The sequence below is a fragment of the Xylanibacter ruminicola 23 genome, from assembly GCF_000025925.1.
Lineage (GTDB): Bacteria > Bacteroidota > Bacteroidia > Bacteroidales > Bacteroidaceae > Prevotella > Prevotella ruminicola.
Window position 1 is genome coordinate 384,109 of the sequence record NC_014033.1, and the last position, 16,526, is coordinate 400,634.

General features: G+C 47.2%; 13 protein-coding genes. 5 read left to right on the top strand and 8 right to left on the bottom strand.

Annotated features, from left to right (window positions below):
- Nucleotides 1–21: 21 nt before the first annotated feature.
- The 4 genes from PRU_RS01590 to PRU_RS01605 form a co-directional block, all read right to left on the bottom strand.
- Entirely contained in the window at nucleotides 22–4,530 is a 4,509-nt protein-coding gene (locus PRU_RS01590) for an efflux RND transporter permease subunit (protein WP_013063761.1), read from the bottom strand.
- On the bottom strand, nucleotides 4,527–5,576 hold the full coding sequence (locus tag PRU_RS01595) for an efflux RND transporter periplasmic adaptor subunit (RefSeq protein WP_049769053.1): 1,050 nt from the start codon (nucleotides 5,574–5,576) through the stop codon (nucleotides 4,527–4,529). The genes PRU_RS01590 and PRU_RS01595 overlap by 4 nt, the downstream gene beginning before the upstream one ends.
- A 105-nt stretch (nucleotides 5,577–5,681) precedes the next feature.
- Nucleotides 5,682–6,812: an efflux RND transporter periplasmic adaptor subunit gene (locus tag PRU_RS01600; RefSeq protein ID WP_013065461.1), complete on the bottom strand. Its 1,131-nt coding sequence runs from the start codon at nucleotides 6,810–6,812 to the stop codon at nucleotides 5,682–5,684.
- Nucleotides 6,809–8,170, bottom strand: coding sequence for an MATE family efflux transporter (locus PRU_RS01605; RefSeq protein WP_013064728.1), 1,362 nt, complete (start codon nucleotides 8,168–8,170; stop codon nucleotides 6,809–6,811). The genes PRU_RS01600 and PRU_RS01605 overlap by 4 nt, the downstream gene beginning before the upstream one ends.
- A gap of 198 nt (nucleotides 8,171–8,368) precedes the next feature.
- Here PRU_RS01605 and PRU_RS01610 point away from each other — a divergent pair, with 198 nt between their 5' ends.
- Nucleotides 8,369–9,127, top strand: coding sequence for a M15 family metallopeptidase (locus tag PRU_RS01610; protein ID WP_224083009.1), 759 nt, complete (start codon nucleotides 8,369–8,371; stop codon nucleotides 9,125–9,127).
- 215 nt (nucleotides 9,128–9,342) lie between these two features.
- Here PRU_RS01610 and PRU_RS01615 read toward each other — a convergent pair whose 3' ends face one another.
- The gene (locus PRU_RS01615; protein ID WP_033151414.1) at nucleotides 9,343–10,611 is read right to left on the bottom strand and encodes an ATP-binding protein; all 1,269 of its coding nucleotides are present in this window, start codon (nucleotides 10,609–10,611) and stop codon (nucleotides 9,343–9,345) included.
- A gap of 730 nt (nucleotides 10,612–11,341) precedes the next feature.
- Here PRU_RS01615 and PRU_RS01625 point away from each other — a divergent pair.
- The 4 genes from PRU_RS01625 (at nucleotide 11,342) to PRU_RS01640 (ending at nucleotide 14,135) form a co-directional block, all read left to right on the top strand.
- Nucleotides 11,342–11,851, top strand: a complete 510-nt coding sequence (locus PRU_RS01625; protein WP_013063121.1) for a hypothetical protein — start codon at nucleotides 11,342–11,344, stop codon at nucleotides 11,849–11,851.
- Between the two features lie 77 nt (nucleotides 11,852–11,928).
- On the top strand, nucleotides 11,929–13,383 hold the full coding sequence (locus tag PRU_RS01630; protein ID WP_041385520.1) for a DNA recombination protein RmuC: 1,455 nt from the start codon (nucleotides 11,929–11,931) through the stop codon (nucleotides 13,381–13,383).
- 165 nt (nucleotides 13,384–13,548) lie between these two features.
- Nucleotides 13,549–13,932, top strand: a complete 384-nt coding sequence (locus PRU_RS01635) for a hypothetical protein (RefSeq protein ID WP_041385521.1) — start codon at nucleotides 13,549–13,551, stop codon at nucleotides 13,930–13,932.
- Nucleotides 13,929–14,135 carry a hypothetical protein gene (locus tag PRU_RS01640; protein WP_013064191.1) on the top strand — a complete coding sequence of 69 codons (207 nt, stop codon included), beginning with the start codon at nucleotides 13,929–13,931 and terminating at the stop codon, nucleotides 14,133–14,135. The genes PRU_RS01635 and PRU_RS01640 overlap by 4 nt, the downstream gene beginning before the upstream one ends.
- Before the next feature lie 27 nt (nucleotides 14,136–14,162).
- On the opposite strand, the gene PRU_RS01645 is transcribed toward PRU_RS01640, so the two are convergent.
- Genes PRU_RS01645 through PRU_RS01655 form a run of 3 tightly spaced genes read right to left on the bottom strand, consistent with a single transcriptional unit; the run spans nucleotide 14,163 to nucleotide 16,508 of the window.
- Nucleotides 14,163–14,732: a hypothetical protein gene (locus tag PRU_RS01645; protein WP_041385522.1), complete on the bottom strand. Its 570-nt coding sequence runs from the start codon at nucleotides 14,730–14,732 to the stop codon at nucleotides 14,163–14,165.
- Between the two features lie 12 nt (nucleotides 14,733–14,744).
- Nucleotides 14,745–15,707, bottom strand: coding sequence for an Ntn hydrolase family protein (locus PRU_RS01650; RefSeq protein ID WP_013065351.1), 963 nt, complete (start codon nucleotides 15,705–15,707; stop codon nucleotides 14,745–14,747).
- 15 nt (nucleotides 15,708–15,722) lie between these two features.
- Nucleotides 15,723–16,508 (bottom strand): hypothetical protein, encoded by a 786-nt coding sequence (locus PRU_RS01655; protein ID WP_041385523.1) that lies wholly within the window; start codon nucleotides 16,506–16,508, stop codon nucleotides 15,723–15,725.
- Nucleotides 16,509–16,526: the final 18 nt, after the last annotated feature.

The following is a 16,526-nucleotide window of genomic DNA, read 5'->3' on the forward strand; positions in this document are numbered from 1 at the left end:
AGGGTTATATTATTTGTTGTTTCACTTCATTTTGCTGTCCATACCACCTCCCAGTGCTTTATATAGCTGAATGTGTGCAGCTATCATTTCATAGCGGTGGGCCAGTAGTTGCAGACGGGCTTCGAGCAACGACTGGCGGGCCAGCAGCACCTGCAGGTAGTTCACGTCTTCATCGTACTGCATACGAACCTTCGAGGCATCGGCAATGCGCTGCAGCTTCTCAACTTGTTGCTCGCCCAGGCTGATGGCCCGGCGTGCGTACTGCTCTGTAGCCAGGATGTCGTTCACTTCCTGACCAGCCTCTAACACCGTCTGACGGAAGGCTACTTTTGCCGCCTCCTGTTCAGCTTTGGCACGCTGCACCTCGGCACGCAGTCGGCCTCCTTGGAAGATAGGTTGTGTAAGCGAGCCTAAGGCGCTCATCAGCACACCTGCAGGACTGACAATCTCTCCAACATCATTCGTCCACCCGATGCTACCAGAGAGCGACAGCGATGGATAGAGCGCTGCGCGTGCCTCGTTGGTGGCATAGAATGCAGCCTTCAGCTCAGCCTCGGCCTGACGAACGTCGGGACGCCGGGCCAGGGCACGGATGCTGATCGACGGCATACTGCTGATGGCGATGCACGATGAGCCCAGCGAGTCGCGGTCGATATGCTGACAGGGACGCCCCAGCACGGTACACAGGGCATTCTCGGCCTGACGTAGTTGCATGCAGAGTTCCTCGAGGGTGGTCTCAGCTTCGAGCTTGGCAGCCTCCGACTGGTCGACATCGTCGCTGGTAGCCTCGCCTACAGCCAGTAGCACTTTTTGGGTGGCGATACCCTCCTCCCAACTCTGGATGATGGAGCGGGTATCGGCTATCTGTGCATCGTACATCTCCAGTTGGTAGTAGGCCGCAGCCACAGTAGCAATAAGTTCGGTGCGAACAGCCTGCTCGTAGGCCATCTGCTGTTCTACAGTGGCAGCAGCACCTCGCTTGGCATTGCGCACTCGTCCGAATGCATCAATCTCCCAACTGGCCTCTAAACCTACGTTATAGCCAGAGGATGTAGCAGTAAAATCGCTGTTTTTAAATCGCGAATTGCTCTTCTCGGCCGTCAGCCCTATGGCGGGAAACAGTTCGCCTTTTGCACCACGGAGCAAGGCTTTGGCAGCCTGTACTTGCAAGTGGCCCTGCTGAAGGTCGCTGTTGTGCAACAATGCTTCGTCGATGAGTGCAACCAAGCGGGGCTCGGTAAAGGCCTCGCGCCAGTCTGCTGGCAAATTGCCTGCCACGCTGTCGGCAGTAGAAACACCCGCTGCATTGAGTTGCGCTTTCAGTACATCATTGGCTGTAGAGTCAGAGTGATAAGATGAGTAGGTTTTACAGCCCGACAGCATACAGATGGCGGTAAGCACAGCTAAGGTTGTCATGGCCTGACGCGGTCGTAGCCTTTCTTCCATCGTTTGGAAGAGAATGAAGAACACAGGCACAAAGAGCAGCAGGGCCAGCGTACCTACCAGCATACCGCCTACCACACATAAGCCCAGCGTAACGTTACCCATGGCACCGGCGCCCCGCTCAAAGATCATTGGCATCAGACCTACGATGAGTGTGAGGGCGGTCATCAGGATGGGGCGCAATCGTGCTTTGGCGGCATCGAGTGCTGCTGCAACGATGGTCATCCCCTCACGGCGACGTTCGCAGGCATATTCTGTAATCAGGATGGCAGTCTTGGCCAGCAGGCCGATAAGCATGATGATACCCACCTGCATATAGATATTGTTCTCCAGCTCCGCGAGATTGATGAGCAGGAAGCTGCCAACCAGTCCGAAAGGCACGCTGAACATGACGGCCATAGGAATGAGCAGACTCTCGTATAGGCAACAGAGCACAATGAAAACGAGCAACAGGCTGATGGCAAACACCCAGGCTGTGGATGATGAGGAAGCGGCTTCCTCGCGAGCCGTACCAGTGTACTCATAGCCATAGCCCTGTGGCAGGGTGGCAGCCGACACCTCGCTCACCACATCAATCACATCGCCCGAGGTGTAGCCCTCGGCAGGCGTCAGTTCTACGCTGATGCCCTGGAATAGGTTGAAGCGATTAATCGACTGAAGGCCATAGGTCTTCTTCAGCGTGATGAGTTCAGTGATTGGCGTGTAGGCACCCTTCTCCGTGACAACCAAGATGTTGTTCAGGGCGTCTTTGTTCATGCGCAATTTGGGATCTGACTGCAGCATGACGTGATAAAGCTTTCCGAAACTGTTGAACTGTGAGGCATAGTTACCGCCGATATAGCCGTTGAGCACACTGAGCACGCTGGCAGGCTCGATGCCATAGCGCTTACACAGCGAGGCATTCACCGTGACGGTATATTGCGGATAATTCACCTCGTAAGGGGAGTAAACCTCTTCTATCTCAGGTCGTGCTTCCAGTGCCTTCATAAAGCTGTCAGACACTTCCTTGAGTTTGGTAATGGAACCGCCGCCGTAGTCTTCAACATACAGTTCCACACTGTTGCTATAGCTATAGCCAAAGACGGTAGGGAGCAGGAATACAAACATCGAACCACTCTTCACCTGATGGGTGGCTGCCTCTATACGGTCGTAGATGCTGAAGATGTCGTGGCCATCGTCCTGACGGTCGTCCCAGTGCTTCAGACGTCCCATCACCAGGCCGGTGTTGGGGCCCTCTCCGCCAAGGATATTCCAGCCGGCTACCGAACCTGTGGCCCGCACATCGGGGTCGTTCTCAATGATTTCCGACATCTCCTTCACCGTCTTTTGTGTTTGTGCCAATGTAGAACCCGATGGTGTGGTAATGTCGACAAAAACAATGCCTGTGTCCTCGTCGGGTACCAGACCAGTAGGGGTGCTATAGAGCATCCAGGCCAACAGGACGATGCTAACAGCAGTCAGCACACCTACGAGCCAGCGGCGACGGATGAACCAGCCCATAGCCCGACTGTATTTTCCTAACAGCGCGTCGAAAGCCTTGTTGTAGGCACGGCGGAAGCGTACTGACCACGATTGAGCCTCCCCACCCTCTGGGGACCGTGGCTTCATCAACAGCGCACACAGAGCAGGACAGAGCGTCAATGCACAGAATGTAGATATGGCTACAGCCACAGCCATCGTCAGTCCGAACTGTCGGTAATAGGCTCCGCTGAGTCCACCCATAAATGCGGCGGGAATAAACACACACATGAAGACAATGGTGGTGGTGATAATGGCAGTCGAGATGTTATGCATCGCCTGGATAGTGGCATTCTTGGCTGTTGCAGCCGGATCTTCCAGTTTCTCCTGCACCGCCTCCACCACCACGATGGCATCGTCTACCACCGTACCGATGACCAGTACCAAAGCAAAGAGGGTAATGAGGTTGAGTGTGAAACCCACCATATACATAAAGGCAAAGGTGCCCACAAGCGAGACGATGATGCTTATGGACGGAATGATGGTGGCGCGCCAGTTTTGCAGGAACAGCAGTACCACGAGAATGACGAGCAGCAAGGCCTCAAACAGTGTCTTGTAAACCGCATTCATCGAGGCATCGAGGAAGTCGTTGGTGTCTAAGAGCACCTTGAACTCCAACCCTGCCGGCAATTTCGGCTCCAACTCGGTCATGAGCCGGTCTATTTCATGGTTCACCTGTTGGGCGTTGGCCCCGGTAGCTGGGGTGATGATGGCAATGGTACCATTGTGAGAGTTCACCCAACTATCGCAGGCATAGGTTACCGTACCCAATTCTACGCGAGCCACATCTTTCAGGTGCAGGTCGTTAAAGCCATCGGTCTTTAAGACAATATCCTCAAAATCTTGTGGATTTTCCAAGCGCCCCCTATATACCAATGTGTACTGGTAGGTACCCTTTGAATCCTCACCCAACGTACCGATGGCAGCTTCCACGTTTTGACCTTCCAGGGCTTTGATAATGTCTTCTGGATTCAGTTGGTACAATGCCATCATCTTCGGGTCCATCCATATACGCATGCTATAAACATTGCCCATCAACTGAATATTGCCAACACCGGCGATGCGTTGCAGGCGTGGCTGCACGTTGATATTGAAATAGTTGGTGATGAAGGCATTGTCATAGCGATTGTCGGGACACTCCAGGGCGATGATGCGCAGCATGCCCTGTTCTTCCTTCTCCACCTGCACACCAATGTTCAGCACCTCGGCGGGCAGATAGCCTTTAGCCTCCTCTACACGGTTCTTGACACGGATCTGTGCCAGGTCGGGGTCGGTGCCAGGTCGGAAGGTAACACTGACGGTAGCTATGCCACTACTGGTTGACGATGAAGTAATATACTCCATGCCCTCCACACCATTGACAGCCTCCTCAATAGGCGTAACCACACTTTTCATCACAGCCTCGGCGCTGGCTCCAGTGTACTCCGTATTGATAGTGACCACGGGTGGTGCCACATTCGGGAACTGCTCAACAGGCAGATTGATATATCCTACAATGCCCGCCAAAAGGACAAGCACTGAAAGGGCGCAGGCAAAGATAGGACGATTGATAAAGAAACGACTAATCATGATTGTTTTCCTCCTTTCTTGACTTTCTTTTCTGTTACCTCTATTCCGTCGGTTACAAATCCGGCTCCCTCGGCAATGATAGAATCGCCTTGCTCAAGACCGGCCGTCACAACAAAGTTTTGTCCGTCATTATAAGGCAAAATTGTCACCTCCGTTTCCACTGCCTTCCCATCGACCACTTTATAGACGAGATATTTATTGTGGATATCAACGACCGCTTCCTGTGGAATGACAACGACATGGTGCTGGATGTAGGGTAATTCGATATAGCCGTTACTGCCATTACGCAATCTCTCCGTGGGATTATGGAAGGAAGCACGTATATAAGTGGCACCATTGTTCAGATCAATGGTTCCACTGATGACATCAATATGTCCCTTTTCCTCTAACTTATAGCCCCAATTGCTATAAAACGTGACAGGTGGCAGCTTTTCAAGAAGCTCGTCGGCAGAGTTACAGTTGAAGTCCTTAAGAAGTTCAGAGAGTGTCTCCTCAGAGAGGGCACCATATGCATGGAGATTGTTGTTGTCTGAAACGATTACCATGTGGTTTTCGCCGTCGGTTTCAACAAGATCACCCACACGGTATTCAATCATACCTATGGTGCCATCGACAGGACTACAGATCGTAGTGTAGTCCAATTGGGTACGCGCAGATTCTAATTCAGCCAGTGCCGCTTCCAACTGTGAATAGGCTTCTTCCTTAGCATGACGGGCACGAAGCAGGTCGGACTCCCCCACCATTTTTTGTGCATATAGCTTCTCCTTGCCATCTAAGTTCAACTGGGCAGAGGAGAGTGCAACGCGAGCAGTGGACACCTGAGCTTTGGCGGCATCAACAGCAGCAATATAAGGGCTTTGGTCGATAACGAATAGCGGCTGCCCCTTCTTTACATGAGCACCTTCCTTTACTAAAATCTTAACAAGTCGTCCACTGACAAGTGGGCGAACATATATACTATGTAAAGATTCCATCTTCACAATAAAGTTGCGAGTCAGGGTGATGTCTTGCCGCTGCACACGCAACAGGCGGTAACAATCCTTCACCGTGGGTGTGGCCTCTTCACCACAGTTGCTGCAGAGTATCGACAGAGTCAGCACGGCAACTACAGATATAACATGGTATAATCTATGATGCATAACAGATTGTATTTAAAGTTCTTTCTTTCCTGTTTCCTGGGCAACAGCCATTCCCTCAGTCACCATTCCGGCTTTCTCGGCAATGATGACATCGCCGTCATTCAGCCCACTGCTCACCACATAGTCCTCATCGTTGGCAGAAATGCCCTTCACCTCTGTAGAGACGGCTCTGCCATCGACGATACGATAAACAAAACATTTGTCCTGAATGTGGATGGTGGCATCCTGCGGTATAACAAAGACCCCATGCTTTGTGGTTGGCAGCACTACATATCCATTACTACCGTTGCGGAACATCTCCGAAGGGTTGTCAAACGACGCCCGGATAAGGACGGATCCTGTCGAGATGTCTGCTTCACCGCTAACGGCATCGAAGTGCCCTTTCTGCGGAAGTTCTTCACCCCAGGTAGTATAGAGCGAGACAGGAGGCAACTTTTTCAGCAGTTCGTCGGAAGTACTGCAGCCGTACTCATCGAACAAGTTCACGAGCAATTCCTCTGACAACGTGACATAAGCATAGATATGCTTGTTGGCCGCTACGGTGGCAATAGGCAGACTGCTGGTAGGGAACACGACATTATCTTCGAGGAAATTCAGAATACTAATGGTTCCGTCAACAGGGCTGTAGATGGTAGTGTAATTCAGGTTGGAACGCGCAGATGCCAGTTCCGCCTGGGCAGCCTCGAGTTGGGCCGCAGCATCTTCTTTGGCATAACGCGCCCGGAGTAGGTCATTCTCACCCACCATCTGCTGTGCATAGAGCTTCTCTTTACCATCTAAGTTCAGTTGCGCCGTGGAGAGTGCAGCACGGGCTGTCCTCACCTTGGCTTTTGCGGCATTGGCAGCAGCGATGTAGGGAGCTTGGTCGATGATGAAGAGCGGCTGCCCTTTCTTCACGCGACTACCTTCCTTCACGCAAACCTTCTTCAATGTCCCTCCAATAAGAGCACACACATCCACATTCTCTTTGCCCTCTATCTTTGCCACAAACCGGCGCTCTAACGTGTAGTTCTGTTTCTCTACACGCAACGTCTTATATGTGTTGGCGGGGCTGGATGCTGTTTCCCCGCAGCCGGTCACCAATGTCTGTATGCACAAAAGCATCAGAAAGCTCCATAAAGTGTATCGTGAAAATCTTTTCATACTTTATTATTTTGAATGTTCTTGTAATTCTGAAGCAATTTGAATAGGATGATCACTGTTACAGTTCCAACCACGACATCAGTCGCAGGCTGTGCCAGGAATACACCCATATCGGCATGATCTGTCAGTAGGCGAGGCAGGAGCCAAACAAAAGGTACAAGCAGAAGCAATGTACGTGAGATGCCTATCCAGAAAGTGAGTACGGGCCGGTTCATGGCCTGCAGCGTACACTGGCTGGCAAACTGCACTGTAGCCACGAAGAACACCACGAACGAGAGGCGAACCATCGGTACGGCGTAGTCCACCATAGGACCATCGCCAACAACCAATCGTACCACCGGCTCTGTCAGGATCATCATCAACAGGCACACCATCATGGACCATACTAATGTAAATGCGAGCAACAACTTGACATTGTCCCATACCCGCTGCCATTTTCCAGCCCCCAGATTATAACTCGTTATTGGTTGGGAACCATAAGCCATGCCACGGACAGGAAAGAAAAGGAAGTCGTGAAGCATGATGACGAGTGCCATCGTGCCAACGCCCCAATCGCCAGCCAGATGGTAGAGTGTCTGGTTGTAAACGCCCATCTGCGCTGTTTCGGCCAGCATCATCGCCATGGGTGCTGTTCCCAAAGCCAGGCAAGGCACTATATGCCGCCAGTCCAGACTCAGAAGCTTCATCCGGATCCGCAGATTGCCCACACGTGCAAGCATCACAATAGCGACGACGGCAGAAGTTACCTCAGCCACAGTGGTAGCCCATGCTGCTCCGGCTATACCCCAACCAAACAGGAATATAAAGATGGGGTCGAGTATCATGTTAATCACGATACCAGACCCGATTACAAAGAGTGCTTCGTTGGAGTATCCCTGAACGAGCAGAAACGGTGCCAGCATGCTTGATATGATGCATGCCGCATTGCCGGGGGTGGAAATGCGCAGATAGCACTCGGCCATGGCAGCTGTCTGTGGACTACCGCCAAAAATACGTATAAGTTCGGGGCAGAATACTTCTACTAAAAGCAAGGTGAGTATGGCTAACAAAATACTGAACGCCATCATGCTGCCAAGTGTGCGTTCGGCCTGATGGTGATGGCCCTGGCCCAATATCAAACCTACACGCGATGAGATGCCCGTACCCGTCAGTTCGGCTAGCGCAATAATCATATATACAATAGGTACGCAAACCCCCGATGCCGTGAAAGCCAACTGCCCCACGTCGGGTATATGGGCTATCCAGATACGGTCCACAACATTATTCAGCAACATCAATAGTTGCTGTAACACCACTGGCACCGTCATCGATACGAACAGCCTGCGGATGGGTTCCGTGCCTAATCTCTGGTCAGTCAAAATCGTCAATCAATTAGAGCCCCTATTTGGGCGTTTTTGGTTTTGATAACAAATATAAGCAAAAGAATCCACACCTCCAAGTTAAAATGGTGTGGTGATTTGTATTTTACGGTTTTTTAAATAATTTTGCAAAATTTGGCATTTTGAACGGCTGAATGTAAGGGATTATACCTTATATTTGCAAAAAATATAAATATTATGAGAAAGGTTTTTAATTGGCTGATGGCTGCCATCCTTACATTATGCGGTATGGGTGCGTTGGTGTCGTGTGGCAATAGTGATAATCGTACCACACCCAATGTAACACCGCTCACAAAGTGGCAGGCCGGTAAGATCGTAAGTGCTGAGGCTATAGAAGCCTACGGTGGTATCGACAAGTGTTTTGCTGCAGAACCGATACCCGACGACGTTTGGGAGCGCATGCAGGGCAAAACCTACAAGGAGAACCCCTATATCGGACGCGACGACCTGCGCCATGTACGCGCTCTGCATTGGGACTACGACAACCGTATGCACGTGGGCGAGATGGTGTGCAACAAGCAGATAGCCGACTGCGTGGCTGGTATCCTGCGAAAGCTGTTCGATGCCAAATATCCCATCCAGCGCATGCTGTTGCCCGATGTGTATGATGCCGACGACGAGACACAGATGCGCGACAACAACTCGTCGTGTTTCTGTTATCGAAGTATCGCTGGCTCTGCCAATCTGTCGAAGCATGCCCGCGGTTTGGCCATCGACATCAATACGCTCTACAACCCCTATTATAAGGTGCGCCAGGATGGCACATTGTTTGTCCAGCCCGCCACGGCAGAGGCCTATTGCAATCGCGACTGGGACTTCCCCTACAAGATAGACCACGACGATCTCTGCTTCAAGCTCTTCATTGAGGCTGGTTTCGAGTGGGGTGGCGACTGGACCACGTGTAAGGACTATCAACATTTTGAATTAGTAGAATAACAATTCGTCCCACCATCACCAACGGCCTCATGGCCTGTTTCGTAACCGAAACGGAGAAGTGAAAAATCCAAAAGTAGGGGCAAAAAATCGCCATTTTTATCCAAAAGTAGGGGCAAAAACACTATTTGTTTAATGAACTTACAAACTGCGCTAAATTATCCACACAGTTTGTACCAAGAAAATGGATGCAGGCCGCTAATCGCGCCTGCATCCATCTATTTCAATAACCACTTCCAAACAGGTATGACCTCGATGGTACCGTGCTGATCGGTGATGGTTTCTTCTTCATCGTAGGTAAGTATAATACGACGGTTGCATGTCAGACGGCGAGGGAGCTTCTGGAGAGCTTCCGTCTCGCGTTTTCGGGTGTCTTCATCGTGCAGGGAGTAACTTACTTGGATAGCCAGCTCGGCTTCAGGAACATAAAAGTCAACTTCAAAGCTATCGTTATAAAAGAACACACGCTCGTTTTCTGGATCGTGGCCATAAATGCGGAACAATTGGAGGGCTACAAGATTCTCGAGCTGCATGGCGTCTTTGTCGATAAGGAACAAACCGAGTATGCCGGTGTCGATGAAATAGTATTTGCAGTTACTTTCCTTATCTGCTAATGCTGATGAGTAGTTACGCAGTCGTAGTAACAACCAGGCATCTTCGCAGTATTCTACATATTTGATAGTAGTGGCAAGGCTGAGCTTACCGCCAACACTTGAAAGCAGGTTGTTTATGCGGTTATAGGAGATTGGACGGCATACGCTCTCTGCCATTTTCCTTACCAATACACGGATACCAGAAACGTTGGTAATCTTGTTACGGGCGATGATGTCACCCATGTATATCTTTTGATATACACTGCTCAGATAGTTGCGCTTGGCTGGTAGCAGTGCAGCTGCGGGCAATCCGCCATCGTGAAGATAGTCATCGAAACAACGTATAATTTTAGCGCGTCCTTCGGTAGAGAGAATGTCTAATTCGGCAGTAGGCACCTGATGTACAGCCAAGAACTCCTTGAAACTGTAGGGATAGACTTCGGCTATTAGAAAACGCCCACCAAGGGTGGTGTTTATCTCACCCGAAAGCATCTTTGCGTTTGAACCAGTGATAAAGATGGTATATTGGCTGTCGGCCATTCTTCGTGCAAATTTGTGCCAACAATCAATGTTTTGAATCTCGTCGAGAAAAAGCATGGGGCGTTTGCCATACATCTCCTGATGACATTCCAACAGACGGTTGAAGTCGTCGGTATCGAAGTTTTCAAGGCGCTCATCCTCAAAACTGAGATATAGCATTTCGTCCCACTTATGTCCTTGGGCAAGTAATTGCTGGATGACATGATATAGCATATATGATTTGCCAGCTCTGCGCACACCAACCAGTACTCGACAGGGAAAGTCGTCGAGCTTAAGGTCTCGAGGTTCTACTACATATCGCTCCACCTCCTGTTGATTGTCCCTAAGGATCTGCTTCAAAATCTGCTTGTCCATTGTTCGTTCGTTTTATAAATCTGGGAGCAAATATACGAATTGTTTAATGAATTTACAAATAATTCGCCATTTTTATTTAATGAATTAAACAAAATTACACAAAAATCCAAAAGTAGGGGCAAAAAATCGCCATTTTTATCCAAAAGTAGGGGCAAAAACACTATTTGTTTAATGAACTTACAAATATTTCCTTGTTTTTGTTTAATGAGTTAAACAAAACAGGCTATAAGTGGTGCCTCCGATAAAATATCCCTTCCTGTTTATGTGAATAAATGAATACTTGAATATATTCATACGTATGAATTGTTTTTCTGATTTCCATCCAACATACTATACTTAATCCTCAGAAACAATAATACTGTTGCGTATGAGATACAATAAACAAGTCTGGGGCGGTGTGTGGAAATATACAAAGCTGTATTTGTTTATTTTCCTTTTTACCTATTTCGCTGCTGACGTGTGGCGTCTGGCAACAGGAGATCTGTTCCCCCTAAGGAAGAAAGGCATACTGGTCGAATGGCTGGTTCAAAAATCCGACGACCAAGCATACACAGCCGTCAGGGTTACATACACATACCACGAACCTCTTCCTGTACATGTGAATAAATGAATATTTGAATACTTTCCTTGTTAGATATTTCCCTTTTCGTGTACTAATACTATAGAATGTTTCATTAAAAACGTAATAATTATGGCTTTATACAGTATTGAAAGCGAGCAGTGCCTCGGAATGTCCCATCACGGTGCAGTAACAGTAAACGGTGAGAGTGCAGTAGAACTCTCTGACGAGGAAGTGAACATCCTCGTCCAGCTTATCAAAGAGAAGGGAACCACCGATGTCGATGAGCTTGGCATCGCTACAACTCATCCTGATCTTTACGAGAAACTCGACGATGCTTATCGTAATATGGCCTACAAAGCTGAAGAGCTCCACTGGCTATGGGAGGGTTATCACAACGGGTACTTTGAGTATGATACCGAGGAACTGATGAACTATTGCGAGCAGGAACTTGGTTTTAGTTTTGAATCTGATGAGACAGACTGCGATTCTGATGATGTTGAAGAAGAAAAGTATGATGCCTTCTATGAGTGGCTCGATGACTACGTCAACGAACTGTCGGATGATGAGGCTGCATCCTTCTTCTATAATCATATGAATGCTAGTCTTGACATGGACTATGTGGAATATTCTGTTGAGATTCCTGCAGGTATAATCAAAAAATCTCAGGAGGTGTGTTAGAATTTCCATATCTTGTGTACTAAGTATATGAAGGTTGTTAAAACTAAGATTATTGTTTAATTTAAATTGATATAATTATGGAATTAATGATTATTGCAATTGTGAGTGTTGTTTTTGGCGTGTTAGTGGGAGTTTGGGCTATGCAGAACCGCCAGAAGATGCTTCAGAACCAAGTAGAGAATCTTCAGTCTCAGATGCAACATGTCAAGGATGAGGCTCAAGAGAAACTGGAAACTGTCTTGGCTGAAAAGGATAAGGCCTGTGAGAACATGATTGAGGCTAAGGACAAGGCCTGCAATAACCTGATTGATGCTCAGGAGAAGCGACATCAAGAAAGTATCGCTGCCCAGGAAACGCGTCATCAGCAGACACTTGAAGCTCAGGAAAAGAGGCACAAGGAGGCTATTGCTGCGCAGGAGAAGAGACAGCAAGAAGCACTATCAGCCCAGCAGTCACGCTTCAATGAAACTATGCAGAAAGTTACTGCACAGGTCAAATCGGCTACCGAAGATCTTCTGAAAAAGCGTCAGGAGGAGTTTGCTGCGGCGAGTAATGAGAATATTGGCCAGATTGTAAACCCACTCAAGGAGTCGCTCGACAAGATGAAACGAGCTATGGATGAGAGTACCCTTAAGCAGACAGAAATGGGGGGAGAGATGAAGTCTCAAATTTCTATCATGATGAGACAGAGTGAAGCTGCCAAGAAGAGTGCTGATGAACTTGCAAATGTCCTCAAACACCGTTCAAAGGTACAGGGTGACTGGGGTGAGACTGTTCTCGATGAATTGCTGGAGTCTCAGGGACTTACCAGAGGTGTACATTACGATGTGCAGCCCTATCTCAGAGACAAGAATGGCGACATCATTGTGTCAGACGAAGGTTCGAAGATGCGCCCAGACGTGATACTTCACTTGGATAAACAGCGCGAAGTGATTATCGACTCAAAAGTGTCGTTGACAGCTTTTATGGACTACGCGAATGCAGAGAACGAGGAAGATAGGGATAGATTCCTGAAGGCACATGTCGATAGTATTAACAAACATGTGAAGGAACTGTCAACTAAAGACTACTCTTCATACATCAAGGCGCCCAAGGTTAAGATGGACTACGTCATCATGTTTGTGCCTCACACTGGTGCCCTTTGGACTGCACTGAATGCACAACCCGACCTTTGGCGAAAGGCTATGGATAAGAATGTGTTCATTGCCGATGAGCAGTCGCTGTTCGCTGCACTGCGTATCATCAATCTTACCTGGACTCAGATCGCCCAGGCTCAGAATCAGGAGGAAGTATTCAGACTGGCTAATGAGATTCTCGACAGAGTAGGGCAGTTCATGAAAAAGTATCAGGCTATCGGCAAAGCCTTGAGTAATGCTACTGAAGCCTACAATGATGGCGAAAAGAAGCTGCAGCCCAGCGGTCAGAGCATCCTGCAGTCTTGTGGCAAGCTCATTAAGGTCGGTGCCAAGCAGAGTGTCAGGAATCCATTACCACAGCTTGCTGACGACGGAACTGATGTTTTATGTGCATAGCACTTTTCGCTCTGTTTCTCAATAATCAGGTCTTTCAAATGGGCGGATCTTCATGATTCGCTCATTTTTTTCGTCCATGATGTTAGATTTGTACTTTTCTGTGTACTAATACATATGAGAGCTGTTTAAAACGGATTTATTGTTAAATTAAAAAATATTACAATTATGACAGAACTGAGAAACAATTCCGAGTGCATGACACCCAGCATGAACGCCCCTGTGCGTAACATCCACATCATCCCTGCCGGTGACATCCCTTATGAGGTGCGAATGAAGTACATCCTCAGAGCTTATCGTAAAGACAAGGAACGTCTCGAGCAACTTCAACGCTATGCTGAGGGGCTAGAAGAGGAAAACGTTGCCCTTCAGAAGCAGCTCGAACAGAAGAAACTGGACAAAGAGGTTTCTACTAAGAGAAAGAAGAAAATCTTTGAATTGACGCATCTTACCCAGAGTCAGAAGGTCTATATCGGTAGTCTTCAGCTTCTTCTTGCTGAACACGGTATACCTTTCCATGAAATGAAAACATTAATAACAATAACGAAATGAGATTTTATAAAAAAGTTTGGGGTATTATCTGGGAGTTTAACTCCATAGGTGAGTATATTAGTTTCTGCATTGGTAGGCTCTTGGGCGCCATCATATTCTTTGTTGGCCTGTATCTACTGGTAGAGTGTAGTGGCTCCGATGCCACTACCAATCCAGAATACGACTACGAGCCCATCCCCGCCAGTTTCTATCAGTATGACTAAGAGATGGGCCCGCCTTGTTGTGGTATTCTATTCGAATGAGATTCTTCCGCTGCCTATTTCACTATATGCTTTTGCTGAGAGACTGCCGATGTGGAGCTTTCCGGCTGCTACACGTTCGCCATTATCCCTGATAAAGTCTTCGTTGGTGCCGATGAGATAGGCAACTTCTTCTTCAGCAGGCTTATATAGGAAACAATCCTGATTGAATATTTCCGAAAGCTTATACAGGTTCTCGTAAAAGTCCGGATCATTGTTCCGGTCGAATACCAGAAAACTATTTTCCTTGCTCACATCTTGACCTACTTCAGCATAAAAACCTTGGAGCTTGATAATTCCATAACCCATGGCACGAAGCGCTTCCTGGAGTTTGCGGTTATTCGCATCATTTTCTGCACGTTTATTGCCAGACCTCCACGCAGTGATGTTGGCACAATCGGTTTTGTTTATCCAATACACTGCCCGATTAAGCGATGCATTTACAGGAAGAACACTCAGGTCTATTTCTTCTGCCTGAGGAGTGGGGGCTTTTGCAACAGCCTGTTCTTCTACGAGATCTTCAATCTCAAAAACTGGTAATAATACTTCAATTTTTTTCATGCTTTTTCGAATTCAAATACCAAATTTACCATATTGTCCGCCTTTCGATGGTTCATACCAACTTTTTCGGTTGAGCCATTGAAAACCATCTTCGCGAGTAATGACTGCGAGGTCGACAAGACCACCTACAGATTCTTGTCTGGAAGTTATTTTTCGATGTAATTCTGTGGCCTTAATCAGATTCTCTGCTAGGCAGGCCATTTTCTGGAGATCAAATTCTTTTATGGCTTCCAGGTGTTGGCGCAAATGCTCACGTCCACTTTCTTTAATAATGTCCGTTACCTCTTGACGAATAGCGGGATAGTTTATCTTGCTTTTTAGGGAATCAAGCATGTTCTCATTTAGCAGATTATCAATGAGATCTTGGAATTTTCTGCGGATAACACTAACACGGTCATCTTGTATGCCCAATTCTATGGCATCGATAATGTCGGATTGGCCACTCGTGAAAATATTGCTTTCTTGCTCATCTGATATGCTAGCACATCCGCAAGATTGCCATTGTAGTTTCGATTTGGATATTCCGATAACCTTATACTGGCAGATACTAGGGTAGGACTCTTCTTGACCATATCCAGCAAATACCAGATGTGTTATTTCTGCTTCTTCGAATGAATACTCCTTATTTATATACTTTGGTATTATTTCTGATTCTATAAACTCTTTGAAATTATTAATATAGTCTTGAAATGTGGGAAAACCAGAACTATCATTCTGCTTGCGATACCACCTGATGATGACATCCCATGGAAGTTTTGTCAATAAAGCGTTGCCAACAATCATAACAGCAACAGGCTGTTTATCTTTTAATCGTAGCATTTTATCGCCAGAATTAACAACCTTGTCTTTGATTGAAATCACTTTTTCATTCTTATTCTGAATGGTGACTTCCTGAATTGCATTGGTAAACGTCACAGCACTGTCGGCTGCGATGGCAATGCCTCTCTTATTTAAAATACCTACTATCGCTGTCATATTTACTCCTTTCCTTTAAGCACCATAGAGACTATGTTTGATATATACGAAACCTTCTGCAAGGGTTACTATTCCAATCTCGCGTGTAGGAGAAATGATAGAATCATTTGAACCAAGCAGACCTTCTGTCTCAATAAGATTCTCCGCCATTGACACCATGTCTTTAATGGTGAAATCAGAGACAACTTGAGTTACTTTTGCGTCTTCCTGTATTTCCGTGAACATCTTTGCAATACTGTTTCTATCTCCTTCAATTAGGCCTGCGGCGGCATCCTTGTTGCCCATTATATTGCCTAGAGTCTTATGTAACAAACTGCCCATTTTGTTTATAATATCTTCAGACACTCCTCCAGACAAAATACGGATATTCTCACAATTGCCTAGATTTATTTGAAATACTGGTTTTCTTAAGCTTATTTCGTATTCATTTTTAAAGATGTTGAAGCCTTTTTCATTAGCAGAGATGTTAATAACTCCTGCACGAGGAAAAATGTCCTTAGGTTCGTAACCTACGCACACGATTATTTTATTGTTTTCCTTAGCCATGGTGTCTTTATCTACATGACTAAACGCTTCTTTAAGATAGTAGTAGAAGTCTTTTACGCTTTCATCGAAAGTGTTTTCTTGTGTAAGGCTTTTCTTGGCCTGATAGGCCATGATGATGTCGTCCCACCTTAGTCCAGAAGTCGGATCAACCATAATCGCAAAAGGTATTTTTTCGCTGTAGCGAAAAATGGTGTGGTCGCGACTGGATGCGCATACTGCACCATGCATGTTCATCATTAAAATTGCTGCTGCCATATTGCTTCAGATTTTTTT